The organism is Gordonia sp. N1V (genome assembly GCF_029269935.1).
GTDB lineage: Bacteria > Actinomycetota > Actinomycetes > Mycobacteriales > Mycobacteriaceae > Gordonia > Gordonia polyisoprenivorans.
Genome location: NZ_JARJDD010000010.1, coordinates 183,809 through 208,539, shown reverse-complemented (window position 1 = coordinate 208,539; position 24,731 = coordinate 183,809). Strand labels below are relative to the sequence as shown.

Below are 24,731 nucleotides of genomic sequence, written 5' to 3'. Positions count from 1 at the left end.
CGATCGTCTCGAACGCGGCAGCACAGATCTGTTCGGGTGTCCGCGGATCGGGGGATCCGTCGTGTTGCGGCTTGGGCGCCGACAAGGTTTCCATCAGAGTTCTGGTCTTCTCCCCGGCGACGATGTCGAGGTTCGCTGAGATTTCCAACCGGCCGTCGTCGGTGATGCGGTCGGTGTAGGAGTTGATGTTCTTGTCTTCGGCGGCAGGTAACCCGCCAGGCGTTTCGGCGGCGAGCTCGTTCCCCAGCTGCCGCGCGTAGGTGGTGATCTCGGCGGGGGTGAATCCGGCGAAGTAGTGCGATAAGAGTTTCCGCAGGTATTCACACCGTTGCACGGTGTCCATAGGTTCGGGGCATCGGGTGTCGATGTGCGCCAATCCGCGGACGATGGCATCGACGTGTTCGGAGGAGATGGACCCGTCGGCGGCGTGCGCCAACAACAGATCGATGTCGCCGGTGGCAGCAATCCGCACGTACCGACCTGCGACGGCAGGTGCGAAACCCATGCTGATCAACAGTTCCCGCAAACGGGTGGTCTTGTGATCGGCCACGCCCAGCCGGTCCAGTTCGCCGGTGAGGCTGGTGGCGTGGTGATCAACCAGGTTCCGCAGCAACAGGACTTGCTTCATCGCACCGAAGGCCTGTGGCCCGGTCATCTCCGGATCCCATTGCAGGTCGCTGAGTCGGCTGACGATATCGGCGAAGACCGCCTCAGCGTCAACATCTTTGATGTCAAGAGTTGTGGTGGTGTCGATCATGGGCTCTCCCCAGCGGCTGATCGGTGTGAGGGCTCTACTCTACTCGAACATATGAATTAGTGCAAGGGTGTTCGACAGACCTGTGGAGGGAAAGATGCTTGTGGACAACGGGATTGAGTGCCCGGCCCAACTGAAATTTTATGTCGGTGGGGTGTGATAGGGGCCTGTCGGCATTCGAGTTGCAACGGTTCGACGCTCCGCGGGTCACCCACCGGCGAACCGGGTGCACGCGGAAGTGAGCGCTGTGGTGACGGCCGGCTGTGGCAACATGGGAAGTGAGTGGTGCGTGGCCCCATCGATGATGTCAATATGGCAGTGAGGCAGAGAGTTTCGGACAGAGTCGGCGATCTTGCCGATGTCGTGGACTCTGCTGTTTGCGGCGAGGATCACCGACATCGGTACCGCCAACCCAGCCAGCGTCGCCGACTTCGGTCGACGCGGGACGCGTGGTCGAGTAGAGGGGAAGTGCGCGGCGCCGATCGCTGACAATTCGAGCCACTGATGATCCAACGCGGCACCGCCGGTTTCCCATTCGAGAAACTTCCGCTGTCGAGAGCGACTCGGCCGCAGCAGAATCGGTACCGCGTGGGCGAGGTATTGCATCCGCATTGGTCCGAAACATGAATTGGGGTCGAGCAGCACCAGTCCGCTCACCTGTTCCGGATGTCTGAGTGCAAAGGCCAGGGCGACCATCGCGCCGTAGGAGTGACCGACAAGGATGGGACGGGCTGCATGCAGAGATGTCATCGTCGTTTCGAGCCACTCGAGAACATCGTCGACCGACCGGATGCGGTCTCGTCCAGGGACGGAGAGCCCGGGGTCTCCGATGAAGTCCACGGCGTGACATCGCCGATGCTCGCCCAGCGGTTCGGCGACGGCGAACCATTCCGTCAGTGTCGCACCGGATCCTGGCAGTAGTACAAGATCCTCGCCGTTTCCGCGGCCCCATGACGTCGTGCGAGTCGTGCCGAATCGGGACGGCAGATCGGCGTCGGTGGCATCTGTCGGCCAGCGGCCACGCAGGGCTTGGTAGTGGTCACAGAACTCGCGACCGGCATGGGTTGAGGTGAACGCGTGTGCATCGGCCATATCAATCCTCTCAAAGATCATTTAAGTTGATGATCAAGGTAATTGATTGATGAGGTACTGTCGAGCGGTGGCCCGCGACGAGAACCTCGACGATTCGCGACCGGAGTATCGACTCATCCGTGATCTGCGAGCGTTGACAGTCGAATTGGACCTATTCGGAGCGCAGTTCGCGAAATCCGAGGGACTTCACTCCACGGATCTGCGGGCGTTGATCGTTCTGCTGGAGGCCGAACGCGACGGCGGGGTGGCCACGCCGGCGGTGCTCGGTCGTACCCTTGGCGGACTCAACTCGGCGACAGTGACCGCGATTCTTGATCGGCTCGAACGAGCCGGGATGGTCGTGCGAACACCGGATCGCGACGACCGGCGCCGGATACTCGTCGGGGTGACCGAACATGCGCGAGCGGTCGGTCGCGGCTTCTTCGGACCGCTCATCGTTCCAGCAGTGGAGGCCCTGAAGGACTACGATCAAGCCGAACTGCGGCTCATCGAGCGCTTTCTCGACGATATGACGCGAATCGTCACCGACGTGCGGCAGCGGTGATCGCGGCCCTCAGCCGTTGACCTTGGCGATCACGTTGTCGGCGTACCAGTTCAGGTGATCGAGCTTCTTCTGCAGGGGTTCGGTATCGTTACCGACGATGTAGGGCAACCGGAAGCCGACGATGACATCGGTGATGCCTTTGTCCTCCAGGCGTTTACAGCCGTCGACGGTATAGGCGTCGAGCGAGATGACGTGAATCTCGAAGGGGTCGTTGAGTTTTCCCTCGGCCTTGCGGATGTCGGTGATCTTGTCGAGCAGGGTGTCGAGTTCCTCGGGCGGCCCACCACCGTGCATCCAGCCGTCGCCGCGGACCACCGCTCGGCGCAGCGCCGCGTCGGCATGACCGCCGACGAGCAGAGGAATCGGTTCGGTCGGTGCAGGGGCCATCTTAATCTTCGGGATGTCGTAGAACTCGCCGTGGAACTCGAAGTACTCCCCGGAGGTGAGCCCACGGAAGACGTCCATGCATTCGTCCATACGCTTTCCGCGCCTGCGGAAGTCGACCCCCATGAAGTCGTAGTCCTCGGGCCAGGGGCTCGTGCCGACCCCGAGCGCGAGTCGATTGTTCGTCAGGTACGCAACCGAACTTGCCTGCTTGGCGACGAGGGCCGGCGGGCGGACCGGTAGCTTGAGCACGAACGGTGTGAAGCGAATCGTCGAGGTGACCGCCCCCAACGCAGCCGCCTCGATGAAGGTCTCGATGAACGCCTTGCCCTCGAGGAACTCCCGATTGCCGTCGGGCGTGTACGGATAGGTCGCGTCGGACTTCTCGGGGTAGGCGAGGGAGTCCGGAATGGTGAACCCCGCATATCCCGCTGCCTCGGCGGCCTGCGCGAGCGGCGCGTAGTAGGCCGGATCGGTCATCGCCTCGGCGAAGGTGAAACGCATGCTCTACTCCCCGGATAGCCCGTTGTGGTCCGTCTCCACAGTAGAACATGTTCTAGTTTTGTGGGGCAAGGTTCGAGGAGGGCAGCGCCAACGGCGCGAGAGAGCTCGATCGGAGTCGACAAACCGGGGTGAATCACCCCTCACTCCGGCCGGACGAACCGCTCCCGTCGGCCGAGCCGCTGCAGGCGCAGCCACTCGGAGAAGCCCTTGACGTCGTGCTGTTGCACCAGGAAGTACCAGCCGAATCGCGCATACTCCTGCGGGAGCAGCTTGCGCATCCCGGGCTGACTCATCAGGTAGCCGCGATTGCGGTAGGTGAAGAACCGTTTGGTCGGGTTGTCCGGGTACTGGGTGTGCATCCGACCGCCCATGATCGGCCGGAACTCGTCGGAGCCGTAGGGGTGCAGATACGCAGTGGTCAAACAGGTTCCGAATGGCAGACCGGACCGCTGCAGCCGGCGATGCATCTCGACCTCGTCACCGCGGAAGAACAGACGCAGGTCCGGCACGCCGACCATGTCCAGCGTGTCCGCGCGGAACAGGGCTCCGTTGAACAGCGACGCGATGCCGGGCAACAGATCGTTGCCGCTGTCCTCGCCGTTCTCGAACAGCTCGGAACGCTTACGCCGCCAGGCGATTCCGCGTCGAAGCGGAAATGCAAGGGTGTCCGGATCGTCGATGTTGACGACCACCGGTGACACCTCGGCGAGGTCGTGGCGGGTCGCGCAGCCCAGCAGGGTCTCGAGAACCTCGGGCCCCTCGGGCCGGCCGTCGTCGTCGGCGCACCACACCCAGTCGGCGCCGAGGACCAGTGCGTGCAGCATGCCGAGTGCGAAACCGCCCGCCCCGCCGAGATTGCGCGCGGACCCCAGATATGTTGTCGGAACAGGCTGAGCAGCAACGAGTTCGGCGACCGCTGCCTCATCGGCATTGTCGACGACGACGATGTGGTCGACGGGCCGGGTCTGCGAGGCGAGGACCGCGAGGGACGCGGCCAGCAGCTCCGCGCGCCGATGGGTGACGACGACCGCAACGATCTTGTCGCGCATGCTCATTCGGCGGTGTCGGCTTCCTTCTTCAGGCCGTCGAGAACCTCACGCACATGCGATGCCGCCTCGGGACCCTCATAGGCGTTCACCACGTCCTCGATGCCGCCGTCCATGCGCACCTCGCCGTGATCGATCCACAGGGCGCGGTCGCACAGCTGGGCGAGGAATTCGTTGGAGTGGCTGGCGAAGACGAGGATGCCCGAGCGCTCCACGAGTGCCTCGAGGCGGGTCCGCGCCTTCTTCATGAACTCGGCGTCGACGGCGCCGATGCCCTCATCGAGGATGAGGATCTCTGGATCGATGCTGGTCACCACGCCGAGGGCGAGTCGCACCCGCATACCGGTGGAGTAGGTGCGCAGCGGCATGTTCAGGTAGTCGCCGAGCTCGGAGAACTCCGCGATCTCGTCGGTCTTCTTGAGCATCTCCTTGCGGGTCAATCCCAAGAACATGCCGCGGATGATGATGTTCTCGTAGCCGGAGATCTCCGGGTCCATGCCGACCCCGAGGTCGAAGACGGGTGCGACGCGGCCGGTCACCTGACAGTGCCCGCGCGTCGGCTCGTAGATCCCTGACAGCAGTCGCAACAACGTCGACTTACCGGCACCGTTGTGCCCGACCAATCCGACGCGATCGCCGTGCTCGAGATGCAGATTGATGTTCTTCAGGGCCTCGACGACGATCACGTTCGACGCATTGGCGCCGATTACGCCGCCGGCCGCACCGATCACCGATTTCTTCAGCGAGCGCGTCTTGGCGTCGAAAATCGGGAAGTCGACACACGCATCCCAGGTGTCCACCCGGACAGTGCTCTTGCTGGTCGCCATGGTTGTCGCCTTATCTCCGCCGGTCACACCCAGTAGGCCACGCGGGCGCGGTAGTTGCGCATCACGGCCAACGCCATCAGCCAGCCGACGATCGTGCAGCCGATCACGACCGCCCAGTGATAGAAGGCCACCGACTCACCGAGCAGCGGGCCGCGCGCGATGTCGAGGTAGTGATACATCGGGTTGAGTTCGACGAGTTTGAGTCGCTCGGACTTCTCTCCGGTCTGCTTGCCGAGGTTCTCGGTGGTCCAGATGATCGGCGTCATGAAGAACACCAACTGCACCGCGGTGGTCAGCAACTGGCCGATGTCGCGGAAGCGGGTCGAGAGGATGCCGAAGACGATCGACACCCACACACCGTTGATGACGAACAGCGCGATGGCCGGGATGACCAGCAGGGCAGTCCAATTCAGCGGCTGCGGGAAGATGATCAGGATCGCGATGTAGATGACGATGTTATGGGCGAAGATGATCAGCTGCCGCCACACCATCCGGTAGACGTGCACGCTCACCGGCGACGGCAGCTGTTTGATCAGTCCTTCGTTCTTCGAGAACACCTCGGCGCCCTCGAGGATCGAGTTCTGGATGAAGTTCCAGAAGATGAACCCGAGCGTCACGTACGGCAGGAACGACTTGATGTCCATGTGGAACAGCTCGCCGTAGAGCAGGCCCATCGCGACCGCGGTGACACCGGTGGCGATGGTGATCCACAGGGGACCGAGCAACGAGCGGCGGTAGCGCTGCTTGATGTCCTGCCACCCGAGATGCAGCCACAGTTCGCGGGCGTTCAGACCCGCCGACAGGTCGTCGAACGCCCGGCGCATGGACCGCGACGTCGCACCTGTGGGCGGCGGTGGGACCCGCCCCTGCATCACTTCGGCTGACACGAGGCCACAGCATACAAGCGCCGGGCCCACCGCCGGCGTTCAGAGGTGCCGATCAGAGGTACTGGCCGGTGCTGCCGTGTCCGCCCGCCGACGGTGTCATCCCCGGGGGCAGCGCACCCTGACGCATCTGCTCGAGTTGAGCGCGAGCGGCCATCTGCTGGGCGAACAGGGCGGTCTGGATGCCGTGGAAGAGCCCCTCGAGCCAGCCGACGAGCTGGGCTTGGGCGATCCGCAGCTCGGCGTCGGACGGGGTGGTGTCGTCGGTGAACGGCAGGGCCAGCCGCTCGAGCTCCTCGCGCAGCTCCGGTGCCAGCCCGTCCTCGAGTTCGCGGATCGACGACTCGTGGATCTCGCGCAGCCGGTTACGGCTCGCCTCGTCGAGCGGAGCCGCACGGACCTCTTCGAGCAGTTGCTTGATCATCGTGCCGATCCGCATGACCTTCGCCGGTTGCTCGACCATGTCGGCGACGTTGGATCCGTCAGAGGACTCCGAGGAGGAGTCTTCCGACGCAGCCTGGGTACCCAGCGGCGAATCGGCACCCAGGACGACGACCGAATCGTTGTCGGTCTCGGACGCTCCGTCGCGATCGGGGGTGGCAAAGGGATTCGCATTGTTGCCGTCTATGACCATGTTCTCCATTGTGCCCAACCCGCTTGCGGCCAACGCACGGAACCGGTCATCGGATACCCGCCGATCGGCGCGCAGGCCGCGTCTATCGTGGGGCCATGCCCTTCGACGTCGCCCATGCGCGTGGACTTTTTCCCTCGCTCGGCGACGGCTGGATTCGCTTCGATCCGCAGGCCGGGATGGTGATCCCGGACTCGGTGGCCTCCGCGGTGTCCCGCGGATTCCGACAGCTCGGGGCGTCGGCGCGGGGCCGGTACCCGGCGGCGCGGGAGACCGCCGAAGCCCTCGACGGCGCCCGCCGGGCCATCGCCGATCTGGTTGCCGGGCAGTCCTCCGGCGTGGTCCTCGGACCGTCGCGTTCGGTATTGCTGTGGACGCTCGCCGAGGCGATCAACCCCAACACATGGCTGTCGGGCAACGTCGTCGTCAGCCGCCAGGACGACGAGCCGAACATCCTGCCGTGGGTGCGCGTCGTCGACCGTGTCGGCGGCACTCTTCGATGGGCCGAGATCGACGTCGAGACCGGAGAACTGCCGACCTGGCAGTACGACGATCTGATCGACCGGCACACCGCCGTCGTCGCGGTTCCGCTGGCTTCGTCGACGCTGGGCACCCTCACCGATGTCGGCGACATCGCCGCGCGGGCGCGGGAGGTCGGCGCGATGGTCGTCGTCGACGCGTCGAGCGCCGCGCCCTACCTTCCGCTCGACATCGACGAACTCGGCGCCGACGTCGTCGTCGTGTCCGCCGAACGGTGGGGTGGGCCGCGGATGGCGGCGATGGTCTTCGCCGAGCCGCGCGCGATCGACCGGTTGAACACGATGTCATCGGATCCGCATGCGGTGGGGCCTGAGCGCCTCGAGATCGACGAGCATCAGGGCGCTCTGCTCGCCGGTCTGGTGGCTTCCGTCGAGCATCTCGCGGGTCTCGACGAGACTGCGCTGGGTAAGCGTCGGCGACGGCTGACTACTGCTCTCGATGGCGTCAACGAATACCTGCAGCGGCTCGGTTTCTACCTCATCAACTCGCTTGACCAGCTCAATCACGTCTCGGTGATCGGCAAGAGCGACAACCGGGTGCCGTTGGTCAGCTTCGCGGTCGACGGCGTCGGGGCCGATACCGTGGTCCGCAGGCTTGCCGACAACGGAATCTGTGCGCTCGCCGATCTACCGAGCCGTGCGCTCGCCCGGATGGGCGCCGGCGATTTCGGAGGAGCTGTCACCGTCGGGCTCGGGCCGTATTCGACACCTTACGAAGTCGATCATCTCGTGCGGACACTCGGTTCGCTGGCGTGAAGCGGACAACTTCTGTCGGTCGCCTGACCCACTGAGTTAGTAAGTTCTGCTCTGGTGCACTATTTTGTGGAAAGTGAACACCGAGGAGTCTGCGCGGCTGTCCGACGCTGAGTTGGCCGTGTGGAGCGCTTTCGTCGACGGGGGCTGGGCCCTGATGGCCGAGGTGACCGCGGGCTTCAGCGCCGCGGGGGTCTCGGTCAATGACATGCGGGTGCTCGAGATCATCGCCGCCCGGGAGTCGATCGGGATCAGTGAGATCGCCGCGGCGATGCATGCCGGCGTGAGCACGGTGTCGCGCGTGGTCGCCCGCCTCATCGACGACGAAATCCTCGAACGCGTGCACTCCCGCTCGGATGCCCGGCACCGACTGGTCCGCCTCACCGCCCACGGACGGGCCCAACTGCGCGCACAGCTCGACATCCGCGACGCGGTGGTTCGCAAGCATGTCATCGAGGTGCTCAGCGCCGAGGAGTTCGAGTCCCTCGGCCGCATCTTCGGCAAGATCCGCGACGGCTCCTCGGCCCGACCCTGTCCGGACGGGCTCGCCTGAACCGCCAGCTCTTGGCGCCGGGGGTGACCGGCCTTGGGTGATCAGTCTGCAGTGATCAGACTGCAGTGATCAGTGATCAGACTGCGGCCACGCGCAGCAACACCTTGCCGATCGCCTCGCCGCTGTCGAGGCGATCATGCGCTGCCGCGGCGTCGTCGAGGTCGTAGACGCTGTCGATGACCGGCAGCACCTTGCCCGCCTCGATCAGCGGCCAGGTCACCGTTCGCGTGTGCGTCACGATCTGGGCCTTGCCGCCGTCCCCATCGACCGGTCGGGATCGCAGCGTCGTCCCGATCACCGACGCGCGTTTACCCATCAGCGCGGCGATCGACAGCTCGGCCTTGGTGCCGCCCTGCATGCCGATGATGACCAGGCGGCCGCCGGTGCGCAGCGCAGAGATGTTCTGCGCCAGGTACTTTGCGCCGATGATGTCGAGAATGACGTCGGCGCCTCCGCTTTCGGTGATCACCTCAACGTAATCGTCTGTGGCGTAATTGATCAGGATGTCGGCGCCGAACCCGGCGCATCGATCGAGCTTGGCCGCGGTACGTGCGGTGACGGCGACGCGGGCGCCGAGTGCGTGGGCGAGCTGAATGGCGTGGGTGCCAATACCGCTCGATCCGCCGTGGACGAGGAGCAGTTCACCAGCTCGCAGACCCCCGGCCTCGATGACGTTGGAAACCACCGTGCACGCCACCTCCGGTAGCGCCGCGGCGTCGGCGAGAAGAACCCCGGCCGGGACCGGCAACACCTGCGCCGCGGGAACCGCCACCCTCTCGGCGTATCCGCCGCCGGCGAGCAACGCGCACACCTCGTCGCCGACCGACCAGCCCGACACCCGTGCCCCGACCTCGCTGATCCGGCCCGAGACCTCGAGCCCGAGGGTCTCCGGTGCGCCGGGAGGCGGCGGATAGTTGCCGCGGCGCTGGAGAAGGTCAGCGCGGTTCACCCCGGCCGAGACGACGTCGATGACGACCTCGCCGAGGTCGGCGACCGGATCGTCGATGGTGGAGACGGACAGATCGCCTGACGAAGAAACGGTGACGGCACGCATCACCCGATCGTGGCACAGGGCGGCCACTGAGCGCGGTCGGTGCTGGTAGGCGCGCTGCGTGCACGGGCCGCGTCCACCAGCTGGCGACGCGTCGAGAGATCGATGACGACCCGTGAGCCGATTCGGCCGGGTGCTGGGCCCTCACGTACCCTTTTCGGCAGGGAAGCGTGGCAGAGCGGCCGAATGCACTCGCCTTGAAAGCGAGCGTGGGTAAAACCACCGGGGGTTCAAATCCCTCCGCTTCCGCCAAGAGTTCGTCGTCGAATCGGCACGTTGTAGCAGAACGTTCGCCCCTGGCGTGACCTTCTGCTACATCTCGCCTCGTGGCGGGCTACATCCCGGACGTCTGTGCCACAATCCGCGAGTGCACTCGATACGCAGGCGGGAACTGGCGCTGGCAATGGTGTTGGCGGCGATCGCCGGCTACCTTGACGCCGTCGGCTTCCTGCATCTCGGTGGCTTCTTCGTGTCCTTCATGAGCGGCAACACCACCAGGGCGGCCGCGAATGCCGCCTCCGGTGACTGGGTGCAGGCCGGGCGGGCCGCCGGGCTGATCGGGCTGTTCTTCTTCGGCGTCGTCGCCGGGTCGGTGCTGTCACGTTTCGCGCACGGCAGAGTGGTGGTGTTGTGGGCGACTACGGGGATCGTCGGTTGCTCCGCCCTCGCCCAGTCGCTGGGTGTCGGAGTGCCTGCGATCCTGGTGATCTCGGTGGCGATGGGCGTGCTCAACGCCACGTTTCAGCGTGGAGGCGAGGTGTCGATCGGGTTGACGTATATGACCGGAACCCTGGTCAAGGCCGGGCAGCGGCTGGTGGACGGCTTCTTCGGTGGGTCCCGCACCGCGTGGTTGCGTTACCTGGCGATGTGGATTGCCTTGTCCGCCGGGGCCATTGCCGGTGCATACGCGTACACTCGCATCCCCGACGCGGTGCTCTGGATCGCTGCGGGCGGACTCCTGCTGGCCACGTCGGTGACCACGATCGTGCGCCGACGCTCGGTACTCACCCCGACAGACGCCGAGTAGCTGACACCGACAAGTCCCGAATGCCAGCAGAACTCAGAAGCCCGTCCCCGTGAGCCTTTCGGCCGCCTCCCAGAGTCGGCCGGCGAGCGTGAAATCGCAGGCCGTGGTGGAGCGGCCGAACAGCACCGGCCGGCCGCGCAGCGCGCCGATACCGTCGACGCCGACGTAGCTTCCGGTGGCGATCGGCTGGGTGAGGCAGTAGATGGTGGTGGCGGCACCGGCGTCGACGTCGTTGGCGAGCAGTTCGGCACCGCCGCGCACGATGCGATGCGCCAGTCCGAGATGCGGTTTGTTGGAGATGTTGGACGCCACCCACCCGGGTGTGGTCAACATCGTCTCGACGGGCGAACCCGTTGTGCGCAAACGCCGGTCGAGCTCGAGGCCCCACAACATGACCGCGAGTTTGGATCGGGCATAGGCGCGCGGCGGGCTCCACGATGCGTCGGCGTAGTTGAGATCGTCCGGGTCGATCCGCGCGGCCTTGTGGGCGTCGGACGCGACACACACGATGCGTCGGCGGACCTGTGCGAGAAGGAGATTGGTGAAAGCGAACGGGCCGAGGAAATTGGTGCCGATGCCGAGTTCGAATCCGTCGACGGTCTGGGAGTGCGTGTGCGGGAACATGCCGGCGTTGTTGACGAGGAAGTCGATGGGCCCCTCGATGGATGCCGCGCAGTCGCGCACCGACGACAGATCCGCGAGGTCGAGCCGAACCACCGAACAGTCGCCGCCGAACTCCGCTGCGTTGAATTCTTCTGCGCGGCGGCGCCCCAAGTCGACGTCACGGGCGGGCAGGATCACCGAGGCTCCTGCGCGGGCGAGTGCGCGCGCCGTCGCCAACCCCAATCCGTTGGTGGCGCCGGTGACCACCGCACGTGTCCCATTCAGAGACGCGAGATCGAGACCCTCGAACGGATCCCGCTTTCCCCGACGGCCCGCCATCACGCACTCACCTCGAGAGCGTCGTCGAGCCAGTCGAACATCCGCTCGGCGGTCACCGCCCGGCCCATCGGCTGGCAGTGCCAACTGGCGCCCTCGGCGGCGGTGAAATCGACGACGGTCGACGACGTTCCGGTCAGCATCGCAGCCAGCCGGGCCGATTGCCCGGGCCAGAACTGCTCGTGTTCGGGCGCGGTGATCAACATCGGGGTGGCGATCGCGGCGGCCGCATCGGTGTCGAGGCGGTAGCGCATGACCTCGCGCATCGTGTCGAAGTACTGCCCGTTGCCCCCATAAGGTCGTGCCCGCCATGCCCACATGCGTTGGGTTGCTTTCTGTCCGGTCAGCCCGAGTGCCATCTCCTGATCGAATCGCTTCGCCTTCGAAGGATCGTCGAGCATGCCCACCAGCGATTTCGGCAGGTGCGTCGTCCACGACGCCGACACATCGACCACCCCGGGATCGACCACGGCCGCCCGATAACGGTGCTCCACGGACAACGCCTGTGGCACCCAGAAACCGGCCTGCGAGATCCCGTACACCGCAAGGCGTTGCGTATCCACGCCCGGCTGCCCGATGACGGTGTCGGTGACCGGGGTCAGCACCGCCTCCCAATCGGGGCGGAACAGCACCGATTTCTCGAACAGCATCGACTGCTGCCCCGGGCCGTCGAACAGCACGACGTTGTATCCGCGGGTGAGTGCGGCGTGCCCGGCCGCACACCACAGAGCCGAGATCGACCCGTCGCTCCCGTTCACCAGAACCAGTGTCGGGCGGGGCCGATCGTTGTCGGCGGGCCGCACCAACCAGCCGGGCATGGTGGTTCTGTCATAGGGGATGGAAAGGCGTTGTGCCGCAAAGGAGCCGGCGCCGACGAAGCCGTCCCACGCGGCGCGGTGTTCGGCGAACACCGTCATCCGTTGCGTCTCGGTACCCACCCCGTCGAGGCCGTCGAAGGCGGTCGAGAGATAGTTCGCCGCACGCAGATACGCCGACGCTGCGCTCTCTCGGTGCCCGTGGGCAAACGAGTCGCGCGCAGCGCCGGCCACCCGACGGCCCGCCGCCAGCCAGGCATCGGCCCACGCCTGCTCGTGCCCGGAGTCGAGGGCGTCGATGGTCGCGAGAACCTCCCCGGCGTCGGCGCCCCCGGATGTGCAGTAGCCGAGCAACAGTCGGACCTCGTAGTCGCGGCCCGAATCGGAATAGAAACCACGCGAGAATGCCTGATGGATCGGGTGGGTCAGCTGCATCTACCGCTCCTTCTCCGCCCCCGGATCACAGCTTACGTTCGGCGCCGGGGCGAAACGCCCTAAACTGGCGCCATGAGCACCGATGAGGTCGTCGAACAGATCCTGCGCACCTACGACACCATCACGGTGGTCGGGGCCAGTGCCAATCCGACCAAGGCCGCCAACGAGGTTCCGGACTACATGAAGTCGAAGGGTTGGCGGATCATCCCGGTCAATCCCACCGCCACCGAGATCGTCGGGGAGCAGGTGTACCCGACGCTGGCCGACGTGCCCGAACAGGTGGGGCTCGTCGACGTGTTCCGCCCGTCCGCCGACACCCCGGAGATCGCCCGGCAGGCCGTGGCCGCCGGTGCCACCGCACTCTGGCTGCAGCTGGGTATCGCCTCCCCGGAGGCCCGGGAAATCGCCGAGTCGGCCGGACTGCTCTACGTCGAGGACCGTTGCCTCATCATCGAGCAGCGCCGCACCGGGATCACCGCGGGCGCCTGACGCTGCCGTGAGCGCCGTCGACACCTTCTGGCATTCGGGCCGGTTGCCGCTGTCGTTGCTGTTCCTCGCGTTCCTGCTGACCTTTGTCATCACCCGCACCATCACGCGGTTGATCCGCGCCGGCCGAGGTCCCTTCCACAACAATGTGCGCGGCGGCGTGCACATTCACCACGCCGTGCCGGGGCTGGTGTTGTTGTTGGTCGGTGCGGTGATGTCGGTGACCGTTGCCGGCCATCGTCCGGGCGCGCTGATCGCCGCGGTCCTCATTGGCGTCGGCGCAAGCCTGGTCCTCGACGAATTCGCCTTGATCCTGCACCTCGGCGACGTCTACTGGAGCACCGAGGGCCAACTCTCGGTACAGGTGGTCTCGCTGACCACGGCTGTTCTCGGGCTATTGGCGTTGGGCGTCAATCCCTTCGACGACACCACCGCCGCGGACAACGCACAGCTGCACGGGAATTGGGGCGTGCTGGTGGTGCTGCCGATCCACATCGCCTGCGTCCTGGTGTGCGTCGAGAAGGGCAAGTACTCGACCGCCGCGGTCGGCGCGTTCATTCCGCCGGTCGGCTGGATGGGCGCGATCCGTTTGGCCCGGCCGCACTCTCGGTGGGCCGGCCGTCACTATTCACCGGCCAAGAAGGCACTGGCCGCCACGCGCGCCGACGGTTTCGACGACCGCTTCGGCAAGTGGGGACTGACCATCGAGGACTGGGTGGCGGGCAAACCGTCGAGCGGACCGCCCCCGGCCGCCGGGCCTACCATGTGAGGCATCAGTGGAGTCATCGGGTGGAGGGACATGGCGGAAACGACAATCGGCGAACCGGAGGTGGTCGCCGGACCGGACCTCGGCGAGAACCCGTTGCTGCTGGAGCGACAGGTGTGTTTCGCCCTGGCCGTCGCCAACCGATCGGTCCTGCGCATCTATCGCCGACTGCTCGAGCCCCTCGGCCTGACCCACCCGCAATACCTGGTGATGCTCGCGCTGTGGGAGTCCTCGCCCCGCGCGGTCAAGGACCTTGGCGCGGTGTTGCAACTCGATTCGGCGACGCTCTCGCCGCTGCTGAAGCGGCTGGAGACCAACGGGCTGATCGAACGTCGTCGCCGTGACGACGACGAACGCAATGTCGACATCGCACTCACCGACACCGGGTGGGCGCTGCGCGAGCAGGCGCTGACGATCCCGCCGGCGGTCGTCGACGCCCTCGGGGTGGACCTCGCCGACCTCGAGGACCTGCACCGGGTGCTCACCCGTGTCAACGTCGCGGCGGTCCGCGCCGCGCACGCGCCGGAGCCGCTCGCATGACGTGGTCCCGTCTGGCGGTGCCGCAGCCGCGCAGCGTTGGGACGGGACTGGGCTAAGGTCGCACTATGTCGGCCATCGCGATCGTTGTCATCGGCGTCATCGTTTTCGTCGCACTGTTCATCCTGATCGGCGCAATCTGGTTCGCCTGGGATTCCGACAAGCGGGTCCGGGCGTTCGCGCGGTCGACCGACCTGATCCCGGGCAAACCGAGCCGCGCCCCCGACAACTGGACGACGGCGACCTCGCCGGAGGCGTTGCTGCACCGCCGGGTTCGTTACGCGATCGCCGACGTGCACCAGAATCCGGCGATCCCGCACGACAAGGCGACTCTGGCCGACCGCGACCGGCTCGACGACGCCGTCTTCGCCCTCGACGATCAGCTGATCGCGGCGGCCGATCTCGACGGCGACGACAAGACCGACCGCCTGCAACAGCTCGAGGGTGTGGTCGAACAACTCGAGGAGCTGCCCCGCAAACTGTGGGAAGCGCCGTTCGAGAAGCAACGCGAGGACATCGAAGCCGTCACCGCGGCACTGCTGCGCGTCTGACCAGTGGCACTGCTGCGCGTCTGAACCGGTGGCACTGCTGCACGTCTGACCGGCGCCGCCGGCTTCAGGTCTCGGCGAGTTCGATGAGCGTGCGCACCGTCCGCAGGTTGCGTCCGGTCCCCGTCACCCCGAGACCCCGGGCGATCTTGGGTGCGCTCAGTGTGCTGCCGGCGACCCCCGCCGCGTAGTGAATGTGCAGGTCGGTGCCGATGACCGCGAGTTCGTCGGCACCGAAGTCCTTGGCCACGAAGGCTTCCGTCTTGGCGGTTTCGGGTTCACCGGTGAGGAAATAGATGTGCGCGAACTTCTCTTCGCTTGCTTCGAACGGGTAGGCATCGAGTGCGTCACGGAGTTGCGTCGCCGACCGGGCGATCACCTCGCGGGAGAAGCCGAAGCGTTCCTCGATGGCGGTCTCGAGTGCACGTGCGAAGTCGTCGGTGGAGTCGGGTGGTGTGCAGATCAGATTGCCGGACGCGATATGGGTCGTCACATCGGTGGCACCGAGTTCGGTTGCCGTGGCGCGCAATTCCTCCATCGGTAGTTTTGCGCCCCCGACGTTGATCGCGCGGATCAGAAAGACCTGTCGTGCCATGCGATCAGTCTGGCACGGCGGCGGGTTCGGCCGGGGGCGGACCGACATACCGTGCGGCGGGACGGATGATCTTGCGAGAGCGGGCCTGCTCGAGGATGTTCGCACACCAACCCACGACCCGACTGACCGCGAAGGTCGGCGTGAACATCGACCGCGGCACGCCGCAGCATTCCATCACCACACCGGCATAGAACTCGACGTTGGCGTAACGCGGCTGATCGGGGTGGGCCTGCGCCAGGACCTCGGTGATGGCTGCCTCGGCGGCGACGGCCTGCTCGACGAGGGGACCGCCGAGTTCACCGGCGATGTCCCGCAACATCATTGCGCGCGGATCAGCCGTGCGATAGACGGCATGCCCGAATCCCATGATGCGCCGGTGCTCGTCGACCTGGCGGCGGGCCCACTCGGCGGGGTCGCCGAACGCGGCGATCTCGTCCAGGGCATCGAGTGCGCGATCGGGTGCACCACCGTGCAGCGGCCCCGAGAACGAACCGATGGCCCCGCACACCGCCGCGACTACGTCGGCGCCGGTGGAGGCGATGACCCGAGCGGTGAACGTCGATGCGTTGAAACCGTGGTCGATCGTGGCGATCAGATAGTGCTCGATGGCCCGCACGTGCGCCTGCGTCGGCTCCCGACCGGAGATCAGGTAGAGCCAGTTGGCCGCCGCGGACAGATCGCGGCGCGGCTGCAGCGGCTCCTCACCGGCGCGGATACGGGCGAGCGCACCGAGGATCGTCGGGGTGAGTGCGGCCACCCGGATGGCGTCGGTGCGGCGCTGTTCGTCATCGCTGTCCCAGAGCGGCCGGACCCCGGTCGCGCTGCCCGCCGCCGAGAGCACGGTGCGCAGTCCCGACAACGAGTCCCGCTCACCGCCGAGCAGCGCCGCCGCGGTGAGGATGCCCCCGACCTCGGGCGGCAGCACCGACATCCGGTGCACCACCTCGACGAAGTCGTCGAGTTCGGCGGCACTCGGCAGATGGCCGTACAGGAACAGAAACCACACCTCCTCGAATGAGCGGGTGCGCGCCAACTCGATCGCCGAGTACTGGCGGTAGTGATAGAAGCCCTCGGCGCCACGCACGTCGCCGATCTCGGTATCGGCGACGACGAGGTCGTGTAGTCCCGGCGGGGCGATCAGTGGTTCGGTCATCACAACTCCTGACGCTGCTGGAGACCGCTCCGTCGGCGGCTCCGTGCTCTCAGGGTGGCGAGGTTGAGCGGTGTGGTCAATGTTGATTCAATCAATGTGTGACCCGCGCGCACACCCGCCGATTTCCGACGCCCGTCCGGCACGACGGGCGCGACTACCTGACCACCGAGCAGGTCGCAAAGGTGTTGGGCATCAAGCTCTCCACCGTCTACGCCTATGTCAGCCGCGGGCGCCTGCACAGTTCCCGCATCGCCGGATACGACGGCAGCATGTTCGCCGTCGACGAGGTCGACGGGCTCCTGCAGGGCTCGCGACATCGGCCGCCGGCCGGCGTCGCCGAACGCATCCGCACCCAGCTGACCTATCTGCACGACGATCGGCTGCACTATCGTGGCCACGACGTCGCCGACCTCGCCCAGACGACGAGCTATGAGGATGTCGCCCAATTACTCTGGGGTGAAAGGTGGACCGCGGCCCCGCCGGCGCAGGGGAACGAGGCCGCGCCCGCGCGGGGAATCGGAGCCGCGGTGCGACGTGTCGCCGGAACCAACTCGCGCGGGCTGGACCGGATCCGGCTCACCGTCGACCTACTCGGGGCTCGAGACCCGTTGCGCCATCACATCGAACCCGCAGCCGTCACCGAGAAGGCCACCCGCGTCCTCGTCACCGCCGTCGACGCACTGCCTCCCGGGCCGTCGACAGAAGAATTGGATTCGGAAGGTTCACTGGCACAACGACTGTGGCCGCGTCTAACCGACGAGCCCGCGACACCACGTTCGGTCAAGGTGCTCAACGCCGCACTGGTCGCGCTCGCCGACCACGACCTGGCCGCAGGCACCGTCGCCGCGCGGGTCGCGGCCAGCGCGCGGGGCAGCGTCTACGCCGTCATCGGCGCCGGGCTCGGTGCCTTCGACGGCCCGATGCACGGTGGCGCAACCACATTGGCCTACCGATTCCTCGCCGACGCCCTCGACGACCCGACCGCGGCCATCGCCGACGCCCTCTATGCCGACACCCCCATACCTGGGACCGGCCACGTGATCTACCGGGCCCGCGATCCCCGGGCGACGGTGCTGCTGGAGATGCTGGCGCGCAGCGGTGGTGGCGATCGACGCGTGCAGCCTGCGGTCACCGCGATCGTCGAGGCGCTCGGGCCGTCGACCTTCGTCAACTCCGACCTGGCGCTGGCGGCACTGGCGTTGCGGTACCGGATGCGTCCGGATGCCGCCGAGACGATCTTCGCGCTGGCGCGGATCGCGGGCTGGATCGCGCATGCGCTCGAGGAATACCAGGCGCCGCGGTTACGGTTTCGCCCCGAGGGCGTCTACACCGGGGTGCGTCCGAGCGGGGCCCACGCCACCTGAGCAGTTCAGATGTGCGGTTGCGGGGAGGCGACGGCGAAGGTCCGCCGGAACGGCAGCGGCGTCCCCCAGGGCCGCGACGGGAACGCCGCACGCAGACGCGCCTTGTACTCGTCGGTGAAGCCGTCGACGAGGTCGTCGGGCAGACCTTGCAGGAACGGACGCGCGCCGGTCCCGGAAATCCACTCGAACACCGGGTCCTCGCCGTCGAGGACGTGCAGGTAGGTCGTCTCCCAGGCATCGACGGAGTAGCCGCGGTCGGCGAAGAACTCCAGGTACTCCTGCGGACCGGTGGTCGGCAGCCGCCGCACATCGTGCAGGTGCTCGACGTAGGGCTCTTCGCGGGAGAGTTCGTCAAGCAACGTGTGGGTGGCCGAACTCGCGTTGTTGGGGACCTGCACCGCGAAGGCGCCGCCCGGCGTCAGATGGTCGAGGAGGTCGCCGATCACCGAGAACTGGTCGGGGACCCATTGGAACATCGCGTTGGAGACGATCAGGTCGACCGGCTCGTACGGCTTCCAGGTGGTGACGTCGTGGACGTCGTAGTTGGCGTCGGGATCGGAATTGGAACGCAGCGCCTCGTCGATCATCTCCGCCGACGAATCGATACCGAGGATGTGCGCGTCGGGCCAGCGTGCACGCAGGTAGCGGGTGAGGTGGCCGGGCCCGCAGCCGAGGTCGATGATCGTGGCGGGCTCGATCGGGACGCGCGAGATGAGGTCGAGAAACGGTCGCGAGCGGGCGTCGGCGAACTGGAGATAGCGCGTCGGATCCCAGACAGGCATGGCTCCACCCTAGTCGTTTCGTGCAAGCGTTGCGTGTCTCGTAATCTCGGAGGAATGGCGAACGATCCTGACACGACCCCCGGTTCCGACGATGTCGTGGAGATCTCCACCGATGGCGCCTGCCTGGGCAATCCGGGCCCCGGTGGATGGGGAGCGGTGTTGCGGTACAAGGGCACCGAGAAGGAGATCTCCGGCTCGGCGCCCGACACCACCAACAACAAGATGGAGTTGCAGGCGGCGATCGAGGGTCTCGCGGCGCTGAAGCGGCCGTCGACGGTGATCCTCTACACCGACTCCAGCTACGTGCGCAACGGCATCATGAAGTGGGTCGCCGGCTGGCAGCGCAACGGCTGGAAGACCGCCGACAAGAAGCCGGTGAAGAACGCCGACCTGTGGAAGCGCCTGATCGACGAGGAGAAGCGGCACCAGGTGGAGTGGCGCTGGGTCAAGGGCCACAACGGTGATCACTACAACGAGATCGCCGACCGCCTCGCGACCTCGGCGGCCCGCGAGATCGCGCAGGTGCGCTCATGACCACGCGGGTGCCGGTCGCCGTCGAACCGATCCGTGACGAGCACGTCGTCGCCGCCGTCGAGGAGGCGGGCGGAGAAATCGTCGGACTCGACGAGGCGCGGGTGCTGGTCTGGCTCGGCGGCCCCGACGGCTTCCCCGCGCTGCCCGACGCCGTCGAGTGGGTGGCGCTCAAGACGGCCGGGATCGAGGGGTTCGTCACCGCCGGGGTACTCGACGACAAGCGGACCTGGACCAACGCGTCGGGCTTCTACGCCGAAAACGTCGCCGAGCACGCGCTGGCGCTGCTGCTCACCGGACTGCGACAGATCCACACGTCGATTCGCGACCACTGGGACAAAGAACCCATCGACACCGCGGTGCGCACGTTGCGCGGTGCGACGGTGGCGATCGTGGGCGCGGGCGGAATCGGTGCGTCGCTGACGCCGCGACTCAAGGCCGGTGGTGCTCAGGTGCTCGCGGTCAACCGGTCGGGCCGACCGGTCGAGGGCGCCGACGAGACGCTGCCGTCGTCGCGGATGGACGAGGTGTGGCGCTCGACCGACCACGTCGTGCTCGCGGCGCCGTCGACGCCGGAAACCCATCACCTGATCAACGCCGAGAGCTTGGCCGCGTTGCCCGCGCACTGCTGGATCGTCAACGTCGCCCGTGGGCCCCTCGTTGATCAACAAGCCCTCTATTGGGCACTGCGCAGTGGTGAGATCGCCGGTGCCGCACTCGATGTCACCGATCCTGAGCCGCCGGCCGCCGACGACCCGCTGTGGTCGTTGCCCAACTGCATCATCACCCCGCACATCGCGAACCCGTCGTCGGGGCTGACGCGAGAACTCGCGCCGTGGGTGGCCGAGAACCTCCGGCGGTTCGTCGCCGGGGAGGAGTTGATTTCCACGGTGTCGGCCGACCGCGACTACTGAGCCCCCGGCCGCAGAAAAGGTAGCTGCGGAAAAGCGGGGGAAGAACGCCCGGAACCCGCTCTTGCCTTCGAGCGCGCTCAAAGGCCTAGCGTTGCTGCCATGAGCACAGAACATCTGATGCGCAAGGCGCTCGATGCGCTCGGCGGCCTCGACGGACCGCTGTCGGTGGAGGTGATCCACTCCCTCGTTGGCCTCGACGAGATCGCCGAACCGATGAGCGTCGCGCAGGCCGCCGAGGCACTCGACATCTCGCCGCACACCCTGCGCTACTACGAGCGCATCGGGCTCGTCGAAGTCCCCCGCGACGCCGTGGGCAACCGGATCTATGATGCCGACGCGATGCGCAGGCTCGTCTTCTTGACCCGAATGCGGTTGTCTGGCATGGCAATCCGAGATCTCCAACACTACGTCGAGCTCGTCGACGCCGGGGAGGACACCGTCGACGAACGCCTCGACATGCTGCTCGAACACCGCGACACCATCCGCAGACAGATCGCCGAACTGACGCTGTCCCTCGCGGCCACCGAATACAAGATCGCCACCTACGGAGGAAGGACCCAACCATGACCCCCCGCTCTCCCCGCCGCATCGGCTCCCTCGAGGTCTCCGGTATCGGATTGGGCTGTATGGGAATGAGTTTCGCCTACGGCCCGGCCGACCAGGACGAAGCACTCGCCACCCTGCACCACACTCTCGACACCGGGATCACCCTGCTCGACACCGCCGACATGTACGGCGGCGGCGCCAACGAGAAGCTGCTGTCGACAGTGCTCGCCGACCGCCGCGACGAGATCGTCCTCGCCACCAAGTTCGGGATTCTCACCGATCCCGACACCGGATTGCCCAGCGGTGTCGACGGCTCACCCGACTACGTCCGACGCTGTGTCGACGCGTCGCTGCAGCGCCTGGGCGTCGACGTCATCGACCTCTACTACCTGCATCGAGTGGACCCGACCCGTCCGATCGAGGAGACCGTCGGCGCGATGGCCGATCTCGTGGCCGCGGGCAAGGTCCGCGAACTCGGCCTCAGTGAGGCGGGCGCCGACACCCTCCGGCGAGCGTCGGCGGTGCATCCGATCGCCGCTCTGCAATCGGAGTGGTCGCTGTTCAGCCGCGACATCGAGACCTCCGACGTGCCGGCGGCGCGCGAACTCGGTGTGACCGTGGTGCCCTATAGTCCGCTCGGTCGCGGCATGCTCACCGGCTCGGCGGCCGCCGCCGCACCCGGCGCGGGTGACTTCCGCGCGACCTTGCCGCGCTGGCAGGCAGACAATCTCGACCACAACCTCGCCCTCGTCGACGAGATCCGATCGGTTGCAAGCGAAGTCGACGCTACGGCCGGGCAGGTGGCGCTGGCCTGGCTGCTCGCCCAGGGTGACGATGTCGTCCCGATCCCGGGTACCAAGCGTCGCACCTACCTCGACGAGAATATCGGCGCGCTGTCGGTGACGCTCACCGCCGAGCAGCTCGAGCGACTCGCGGCGTTGCGACCGGCGGGAGAACGTTATCCCGACATGAGTTGGGTGGCCGGGGCCTCGGCCTGAACGAGCGGGCGAGAAGGTAGGGGAGGAATGTTCTTCCTGAAGCAATTCGTTCGTCCCTCAGCAATTGCCGGGGGACGAACGAAACTCCCGAGGAAGAACGTGACCCGCTCCGCCAATCACTAGAACACGTTCTAGTTCTGTGGCATTGTCGAGTCGTGATACTCGACAGGTTCCGGATGACCGACACCGTTGCCATCGTCACCGGCGCGGGCCGCGGACTCGGTGCGGCGATCGCCATCGGCTTCGCCGAGGCGGGTGCCGACGTGCTGATCAGCGCACGCACCGCCGAGCAGCTCGACGCCGTCGCCGACGAGGTGGCCGCGCGGGGACGGCGGGCGCACGTCGTGGCCGCCGATCTCGCCGACCCCGACACCGTCGCCGCCCTGGCACAGGCGGCGATCGACGAGTTCGGTCGCCTCGACACCGTGGTCAACAACGTCGGCGGGGCGCTGCCACGGCCGCTGCTCGACACCAAACCCCACCACCTCACCGACGCGTTCACGTTCAACGTGACCGGCGCGCACGCGCTGGTGCGGGCGTCGGTGCCGCATCTGCTGGCCAACGCCGACGGTGGCTCGATCATCAACATCACCTCGGCGGTGGGTCGCACACCGGGCCGCGCCTATGCCGCCTACGGCACGGCGAAGGCCGCACTGGCCCACTACACCCGGCTCGCGGCGATGGACCTCAATCCGCGCGTCCGCGTCAACGGCATCGCGCCCGGGGCGATCCTCACCTCGGCCCTCGACATCGTCGCCGCCGACGAGACCATGCGCACCACCATCGAGGGTGCGACGCCCCTCCACCGACTCGGCGACCCCGCCGACGTCGCCGCGGCCGCGGTGTATCTCGCCTCGCCCGCCGGCGCGTACCTGACCGGCAAGATCATCGAGGTCGACGGCGGCATCGTCACACCCAACCTCGACCTGCCGATTCCGGATCTGTAAGGCTTCACGGCCGTTCGTCGCGGGCGGCCTTCTCGACGATGACGGTGATCCGACGCGCCTTCGTCTCGGGTTTGCGTGCCATGGCGATCTGGGTGAGGGCGGCCTTGCGTGCCCCCGGCGGGAACGCGTCCCAGTGGGCGCGGGCCGTCGGGTTCGCATCCAGCGCGACGGTCAGGTCGGGATGCTCGACGCCGGCCTCGGCGTCGTCGAGCAGGTTCCACAGGCCGCGTGCCTTCGCGTCGTCGATGACGGCCAGGCCGGGTGGCTGCATCCGGCCGGAGTCGATGAGCTCGGCGACCCGTTGTTTGTTCGACGCCGCCCACGCGCTGCCGCGTCCGCGCCGGGTGAACCACATGCCACGCCGATGCGCGTCGATCGTGCGGGTGACCCCATCGATCCACCCCCAACACAACGCCTCCCGGACAGCGTCGTCATAGTCAAGGGGCTCGTTGCCGGATTCTTTGCGCCAGAACACAAGCCACACCCCGGACGCCGACGCGTGATGCCCGGCGAGCCACTCCCGCCACGCGTCGATGTGCTCGACGAGCAGTTCCGGGGCGTCGGGGTCGGCCATCCACTCACCCTATCCACGGTGCGATCGCCCGGTAAGGTTGTGACGTGGACCAATTCCTCCACTTCGCGGGCGACTACTGGTGGCTGGTCTTCCCGGTCGGCGGCATCGTCGGCGGCTGGGCCAACCACGTCGCCCGATACAACGAGAAGCGCCGACGCGACAAGATCGAACTCGCACGCATCAAGGCGACCGCCAAGGCCGAGGAATTGCGCAGCACCCGTGCCGACAAAGCCCAGGTGACCAAGGTTCTCAAACGGCACGACGAGATCAACGAGAAATGGTTCGCCTACGAACTCGACCTCGCGACGCTCATCGAATTCCCGATGCTCATCGACATGCGTGAACCGCTCACCCTGGCCTTTCATCAGGCCAAGGTGCGCGCCGACGACATGCGACCCGCGCCCGGTGAAACCCTCGATCCGGAGACCTTCGCCGAGTACCGCGACGCCGTCGGTGTCTATGCCGCGTCATTCGACGCCGCCGAGCGTGAGGCGCGACGCCGCAAACAATCGGACTTCTCGCCCATCGAGCGCGAATCCCTGGACCGCGCACGCAAACTCATCTCCGTCGCCGCCGACGCCGCAGCCACGCCGGCCGAGCGGCAGGCCGCCTACCGCAAGGCTCGGGCCGAGCTCGACGGACTCATCGACGTGCCGACGCCCGCCGCCGAACAACTCGAACGCGGCATTGCGGGCGAATTGGAGCGCGGCCAATCCTGATGGTGCCGCGGGGCCCGAGAAGGCCCCGCGGCGGATCGGTCACGAGCTCGGCTGTGGCTGCGGGGTCGGTGCGAGTGACTTGCACGCGGCCAGCGCCTTGGTCCAGGTGGCCTGATCGACCCCCGGGGGCGCGCTCATGGTGTGCTGCCGTGTCGATGCAGTGCTTCCTGAACCGCCCGAACCGCCCGCGGGCGCTTGCCCCGGTGCGCCCGACGGCGGGGTCCGGTCTCCGGGCCGCCCGTTGTGGGCGGGCATCGTGACGCCGTTGTTGGCCATGCACTTCTCGAATGCCGCCATCTCGGTGGTCCCGGTCGAGCCAGACGAGGACGTCGAGGCGGACGAGGACGCCGACGTCGACGCGGCGGAGTCGGCCTGCGTCGACGAGTTCTCCGTTGACGAACACCCGGTCAACGCGGCGGCGAGCACCGCGGCCCCACCGATACCCATGGTCACCAGACGACTCTTCATGAAAACCTCATCTCACTATCTCGGA

The 24,731-nt window shown here is 66.8% G+C and carries 29 protein-coding genes, 1 tRNA gene and 1 pseudogene; 16 read left to right on the top strand and 15 right to left on the bottom strand.

Annotated elements, in window-relative coordinates; all coding sequences use genetic code 11:
- Both P3L18_RS15210 and P3L18_RS15205 read right to left on the bottom strand, forming a co-directional pair.
- Window positions 1–757, bottom strand: a pseudogene (locus tag P3L18_RS15210) (DUF222 domain-containing protein); the annotation flags it as partial.
- A gap of 204 nt (window positions 758–961) precedes the next feature.
- Complete coding sequence (locus P3L18_RS15205) at window positions 962–1,846, bottom strand: alpha/beta hydrolase (protein ID WP_276114514.1); 885 nt, start codon at window positions 1,844–1,846, stop codon at window positions 962–964.
- A 67-nt stretch (window positions 1,847–1,913) separates the two neighbouring features.
- Between P3L18_RS15205 and P3L18_RS15200 the strand changes: the two genes are divergently transcribed.
- Window positions 1,914–2,390, top strand: coding sequence for a MarR family transcriptional regulator (locus P3L18_RS15200; RefSeq protein WP_276114513.1), 477 nt, complete (start codon window positions 1,914–1,916; stop codon window positions 2,388–2,390).
- A 9-nt stretch (window positions 2,391–2,399) separates the two neighbouring features.
- Here P3L18_RS15200 and P3L18_RS15195 read toward each other — a convergent pair whose 3' ends face one another.
- The 5 genes from P3L18_RS15195 to P3L18_RS15175 all read right to left on the bottom strand — a co-directional run bounded on the left by P3L18_RS15195 (window position 2,400) and on the right by P3L18_RS15175 (window position 6,669).
- Entirely contained in the window at window positions 2,400–3,278 is an 879-nt protein-coding gene (locus P3L18_RS15195) for a TIGR03619 family F420-dependent LLM class oxidoreductase (protein WP_276114512.1), read from the bottom strand.
- Between the two features lie 140 nt (window positions 3,279–3,418).
- On the bottom strand, window positions 3,419–4,333 hold the full coding sequence (locus P3L18_RS15190) for a glycosyltransferase family 2 protein (protein WP_276114511.1): 915 nt from the start codon (window positions 4,331–4,333) through the stop codon (window positions 3,419–3,421).
- Window positions 4,330–5,151 (bottom strand): ABC transporter ATP-binding protein, encoded by an 822-nt coding sequence (locus P3L18_RS15185; RefSeq protein WP_006369281.1) that lies wholly within the window; start codon window positions 5,149–5,151, stop codon window positions 4,330–4,332. Before P3L18_RS15185 ends, P3L18_RS15190 begins: the two co-directional genes overlap by 4 nt.
- A gap of 23 nt (window positions 5,152–5,174) precedes the next feature.
- On the bottom strand, window positions 5,175–6,023 hold the full coding sequence (locus P3L18_RS15180; RefSeq protein ID WP_165776348.1) for an ABC transporter permease: 849 nt from the start codon (window positions 6,021–6,023) through the stop codon (window positions 5,175–5,177).
- Window positions 6,024–6,090: 67 nt separating this feature from the next.
- Window positions 6,091–6,669, bottom strand: coding sequence for a bacterial proteasome activator family protein (locus P3L18_RS15175; RefSeq protein ID WP_006369283.1), 579 nt, complete (start codon window positions 6,667–6,669; stop codon window positions 6,091–6,093).
- Window positions 6,670–6,764: 95 nt separating this feature from the next.
- Here P3L18_RS15175 and P3L18_RS15170 point away from each other — a divergent pair, with 95 nt between their 5' ends.
- Together P3L18_RS15170 and P3L18_RS15165 are read left to right on the top strand one after the other, a co-directional pair.
- Window positions 6,765–7,961 carry an aminotransferase class V-fold PLP-dependent enzyme gene (locus P3L18_RS15170; protein ID WP_276114510.1) on the top strand — a complete coding sequence of 399 codons (1,197 nt, stop codon included), beginning with the start codon at window positions 6,765–6,767 and terminating at the stop codon, window positions 7,959–7,961.
- A gap of 73 nt (window positions 7,962–8,034) precedes the next feature.
- Complete coding sequence (locus tag P3L18_RS15165; RefSeq protein ID WP_014358531.1) at window positions 8,035–8,511, top strand: MarR family winged helix-turn-helix transcriptional regulator; 477 nt, start codon at window positions 8,035–8,037, stop codon at window positions 8,509–8,511.
- 76 nt (window positions 8,512–8,587) lie between these two features.
- Here P3L18_RS15165 and P3L18_RS15160 read toward each other — a convergent pair whose 3' ends face one another.
- A complete protein-coding gene (locus P3L18_RS15160) occupies window positions 8,588–9,565 on the bottom strand; it encodes an NAD(P)H-quinone oxidoreductase (protein ID WP_276114509.1) in 978 nt (325 codons plus the stop codon).
- Between the two features lie 161 nt (window positions 9,566–9,726).
- Between P3L18_RS15160 and P3L18_RS15155 the strand changes: the two genes are divergently transcribed.
- Together P3L18_RS15155 and P3L18_RS15150 are read left to right on the top strand one after the other, a co-directional pair.
- Window positions 9,727–9,814, top strand: a tRNA-Ser gene (locus P3L18_RS15155).
- A 139-nt stretch (window positions 9,815–9,953) separates the two neighbouring features.
- Window positions 9,954–10,589: a YoaK family protein gene (locus P3L18_RS15150; protein WP_276114525.1), complete on the top strand. Its 636-nt coding sequence runs from the start codon at window positions 9,954–9,956 to the stop codon at window positions 10,587–10,589.
- 33 nt (window positions 10,590–10,622) lie between these two features.
- Here the strand turns inward: P3L18_RS15150 and P3L18_RS15145 are convergent, their stop codons facing one another.
- Complete coding sequence (locus P3L18_RS15145) at window positions 10,623–11,531, bottom strand: SDR family NAD(P)-dependent oxidoreductase (RefSeq protein WP_276114508.1); 909 nt, start codon at window positions 11,529–11,531, stop codon at window positions 10,623–10,625.
- A complete protein-coding gene (locus tag P3L18_RS15140; RefSeq protein ID WP_276114507.1) occupies window positions 11,531–12,778 on the bottom strand; it encodes a dipeptidyl aminopeptidase in 1,248 nt (415 codons plus the stop codon). Before P3L18_RS15140 ends, P3L18_RS15145 begins: the two co-directional genes overlap by 1 nt.
- 72 nt (window positions 12,779–12,850) lie before the next feature.
- Between P3L18_RS15140 and P3L18_RS15135 the strand changes: the two genes are divergently transcribed.
- The 4 genes from P3L18_RS15135 to P3L18_RS15120 all read left to right on the top strand — a co-directional run bounded on the left by P3L18_RS15135 (window position 12,851) and on the right by P3L18_RS15120 (window position 15,118).
- Window positions 12,851–13,267, top strand: coding sequence for a CoA-binding protein (locus P3L18_RS15135; RefSeq protein ID WP_276114506.1), 417 nt, complete (start codon window positions 12,851–12,853; stop codon window positions 13,265–13,267).
- Window positions 13,268–13,274: 7 nt separating this feature from the next.
- A complete protein-coding gene (locus P3L18_RS15130) occupies window positions 13,275–14,033 on the top strand; it encodes a hypothetical protein (RefSeq protein WP_276114505.1) in 759 nt (252 codons plus the stop codon).
- A gap of 30 nt (window positions 14,034–14,063) precedes the next feature.
- Window positions 14,064–14,570: a MarR family winged helix-turn-helix transcriptional regulator gene (locus P3L18_RS15125; RefSeq protein ID WP_276114504.1), complete on the top strand. Its 507-nt coding sequence runs from the start codon at window positions 14,064–14,066 to the stop codon at window positions 14,568–14,570.
- Window positions 14,571–14,635: 65 nt separating this feature from the next.
- The gene (locus tag P3L18_RS15120; protein ID WP_006369293.1) at window positions 14,636–15,118 is read left to right on the top strand and encodes a hypothetical protein; all 483 of its coding nucleotides are present in this window, start codon (window positions 14,636–14,638) and stop codon (window positions 15,116–15,118) included.
- 64 nt (window positions 15,119–15,182) lie between these two features.
- Here the strand turns inward: P3L18_RS15120 and P3L18_RS15115 are convergent, their stop codons facing one another.
- Window positions 15,183–15,710, bottom strand: a complete 528-nt coding sequence (locus P3L18_RS15115) for a DUF1697 domain-containing protein (RefSeq protein WP_276114503.1) — start codon at window positions 15,708–15,710, stop codon at window positions 15,183–15,185.
- A gap of 4 nt (window positions 15,711–15,714) precedes the next feature.
- Window positions 15,715–16,863, bottom strand: a complete 1,149-nt coding sequence (locus tag P3L18_RS15110; protein ID WP_276114502.1) for a citrate/2-methylcitrate synthase — start codon at window positions 16,861–16,863, stop codon at window positions 15,715–15,717.
- 98 nt (window positions 16,864–16,961) lie between these two features.
- Between P3L18_RS15110 and P3L18_RS15105 the strand changes: the two genes are divergently transcribed.
- Window positions 16,962–18,227, top strand: coding sequence for a citrate synthase (locus P3L18_RS15105; protein WP_276114501.1), 1,266 nt, complete (start codon window positions 16,962–16,964; stop codon window positions 18,225–18,227).
- Window positions 18,228–18,232: 5 nt separating this feature from the next.
- Here the strand turns inward: P3L18_RS15105 and P3L18_RS15100 are convergent, their stop codons facing one another.
- Window positions 18,233–19,009: a methyltransferase domain-containing protein gene (locus tag P3L18_RS15100; protein ID WP_276114500.1), complete on the bottom strand. Its 777-nt coding sequence runs from the start codon at window positions 19,007–19,009 to the stop codon at window positions 18,233–18,235.
- A 54-nt stretch (window positions 19,010–19,063) separates the two neighbouring features.
- Between P3L18_RS15100 and rnhA the strand changes: the two genes are divergently transcribed.
- The 5 genes from rnhA (at window position 19,064) to P3L18_RS15075 (ending at window position 22,945) form a co-directional block, all read left to right on the top strand.
- The gene (gene rnhA, locus P3L18_RS15095; protein WP_006369298.1) at window positions 19,064–19,543 is read left to right on the top strand and encodes a ribonuclease HI; all 480 of its coding nucleotides are present in this window, start codon (window positions 19,064–19,066) and stop codon (window positions 19,541–19,543) included.
- Window positions 19,540–20,454 carry a D-isomer specific 2-hydroxyacid dehydrogenase family protein gene (locus tag P3L18_RS15090; RefSeq protein WP_276114499.1) on the top strand — a complete coding sequence of 305 codons (915 nt, stop codon included), beginning with the start codon at window positions 19,540–19,542 and terminating at the stop codon, window positions 20,452–20,454. Before rnhA ends, P3L18_RS15090 begins: the two co-directional genes overlap by 4 nt.
- A 99-nt stretch (window positions 20,455–20,553) precedes the next feature.
- On the top strand, window positions 20,554–21,021 hold the full coding sequence (locus P3L18_RS15085; protein ID WP_276114498.1) for a MerR family transcriptional regulator: 468 nt from the start codon (window positions 20,554–20,556) through the stop codon (window positions 21,019–21,021).
- Window positions 21,018–21,998, top strand: a complete 981-nt coding sequence (locus P3L18_RS15080) for an aldo/keto reductase (RefSeq protein WP_276114497.1) — start codon at window positions 21,018–21,020, stop codon at window positions 21,996–21,998. Before P3L18_RS15085 ends, P3L18_RS15080 begins: the two co-directional genes overlap by 4 nt.
- Window positions 21,999–22,153: 155 nt before the next feature.
- Entirely contained in the window at window positions 22,154–22,945 is a 792-nt protein-coding gene (locus P3L18_RS15075; RefSeq protein WP_276114496.1) for an SDR family oxidoreductase, read from the top strand.
- Between the two features lie 4 nt (window positions 22,946–22,949).
- On the opposite strand, the gene P3L18_RS15070 is transcribed toward P3L18_RS15075, so the two are convergent.
- Window positions 22,950–23,519 (bottom strand): YdeI/OmpD-associated family protein, encoded by a 570-nt coding sequence (locus P3L18_RS15070; protein ID WP_006369303.1) that lies wholly within the window; start codon window positions 23,517–23,519, stop codon window positions 22,950–22,952.
- Window positions 23,520–23,563: 44 nt separating this feature from the next.
- Between P3L18_RS15070 and P3L18_RS15065 the strand changes: the two genes are divergently transcribed.
- Window positions 23,564–24,238 carry a hypothetical protein gene (locus P3L18_RS15065; RefSeq protein WP_276114495.1) on the top strand — a complete coding sequence of 225 codons (675 nt, stop codon included), beginning with the start codon at window positions 23,564–23,566 and terminating at the stop codon, window positions 24,236–24,238.
- 39 nt (window positions 24,239–24,277) lie between these two features.
- On the opposite strand, the gene P3L18_RS15060 is transcribed toward P3L18_RS15065, so the two are convergent.
- Window positions 24,278–24,706 (bottom strand): hypothetical protein, encoded by a 429-nt coding sequence (locus P3L18_RS15060; RefSeq protein ID WP_079931469.1) that lies wholly within the window; start codon window positions 24,704–24,706, stop codon window positions 24,278–24,280.
- Between the last annotated feature and the right edge of the window lie 25 nt (window positions 24,707–24,731).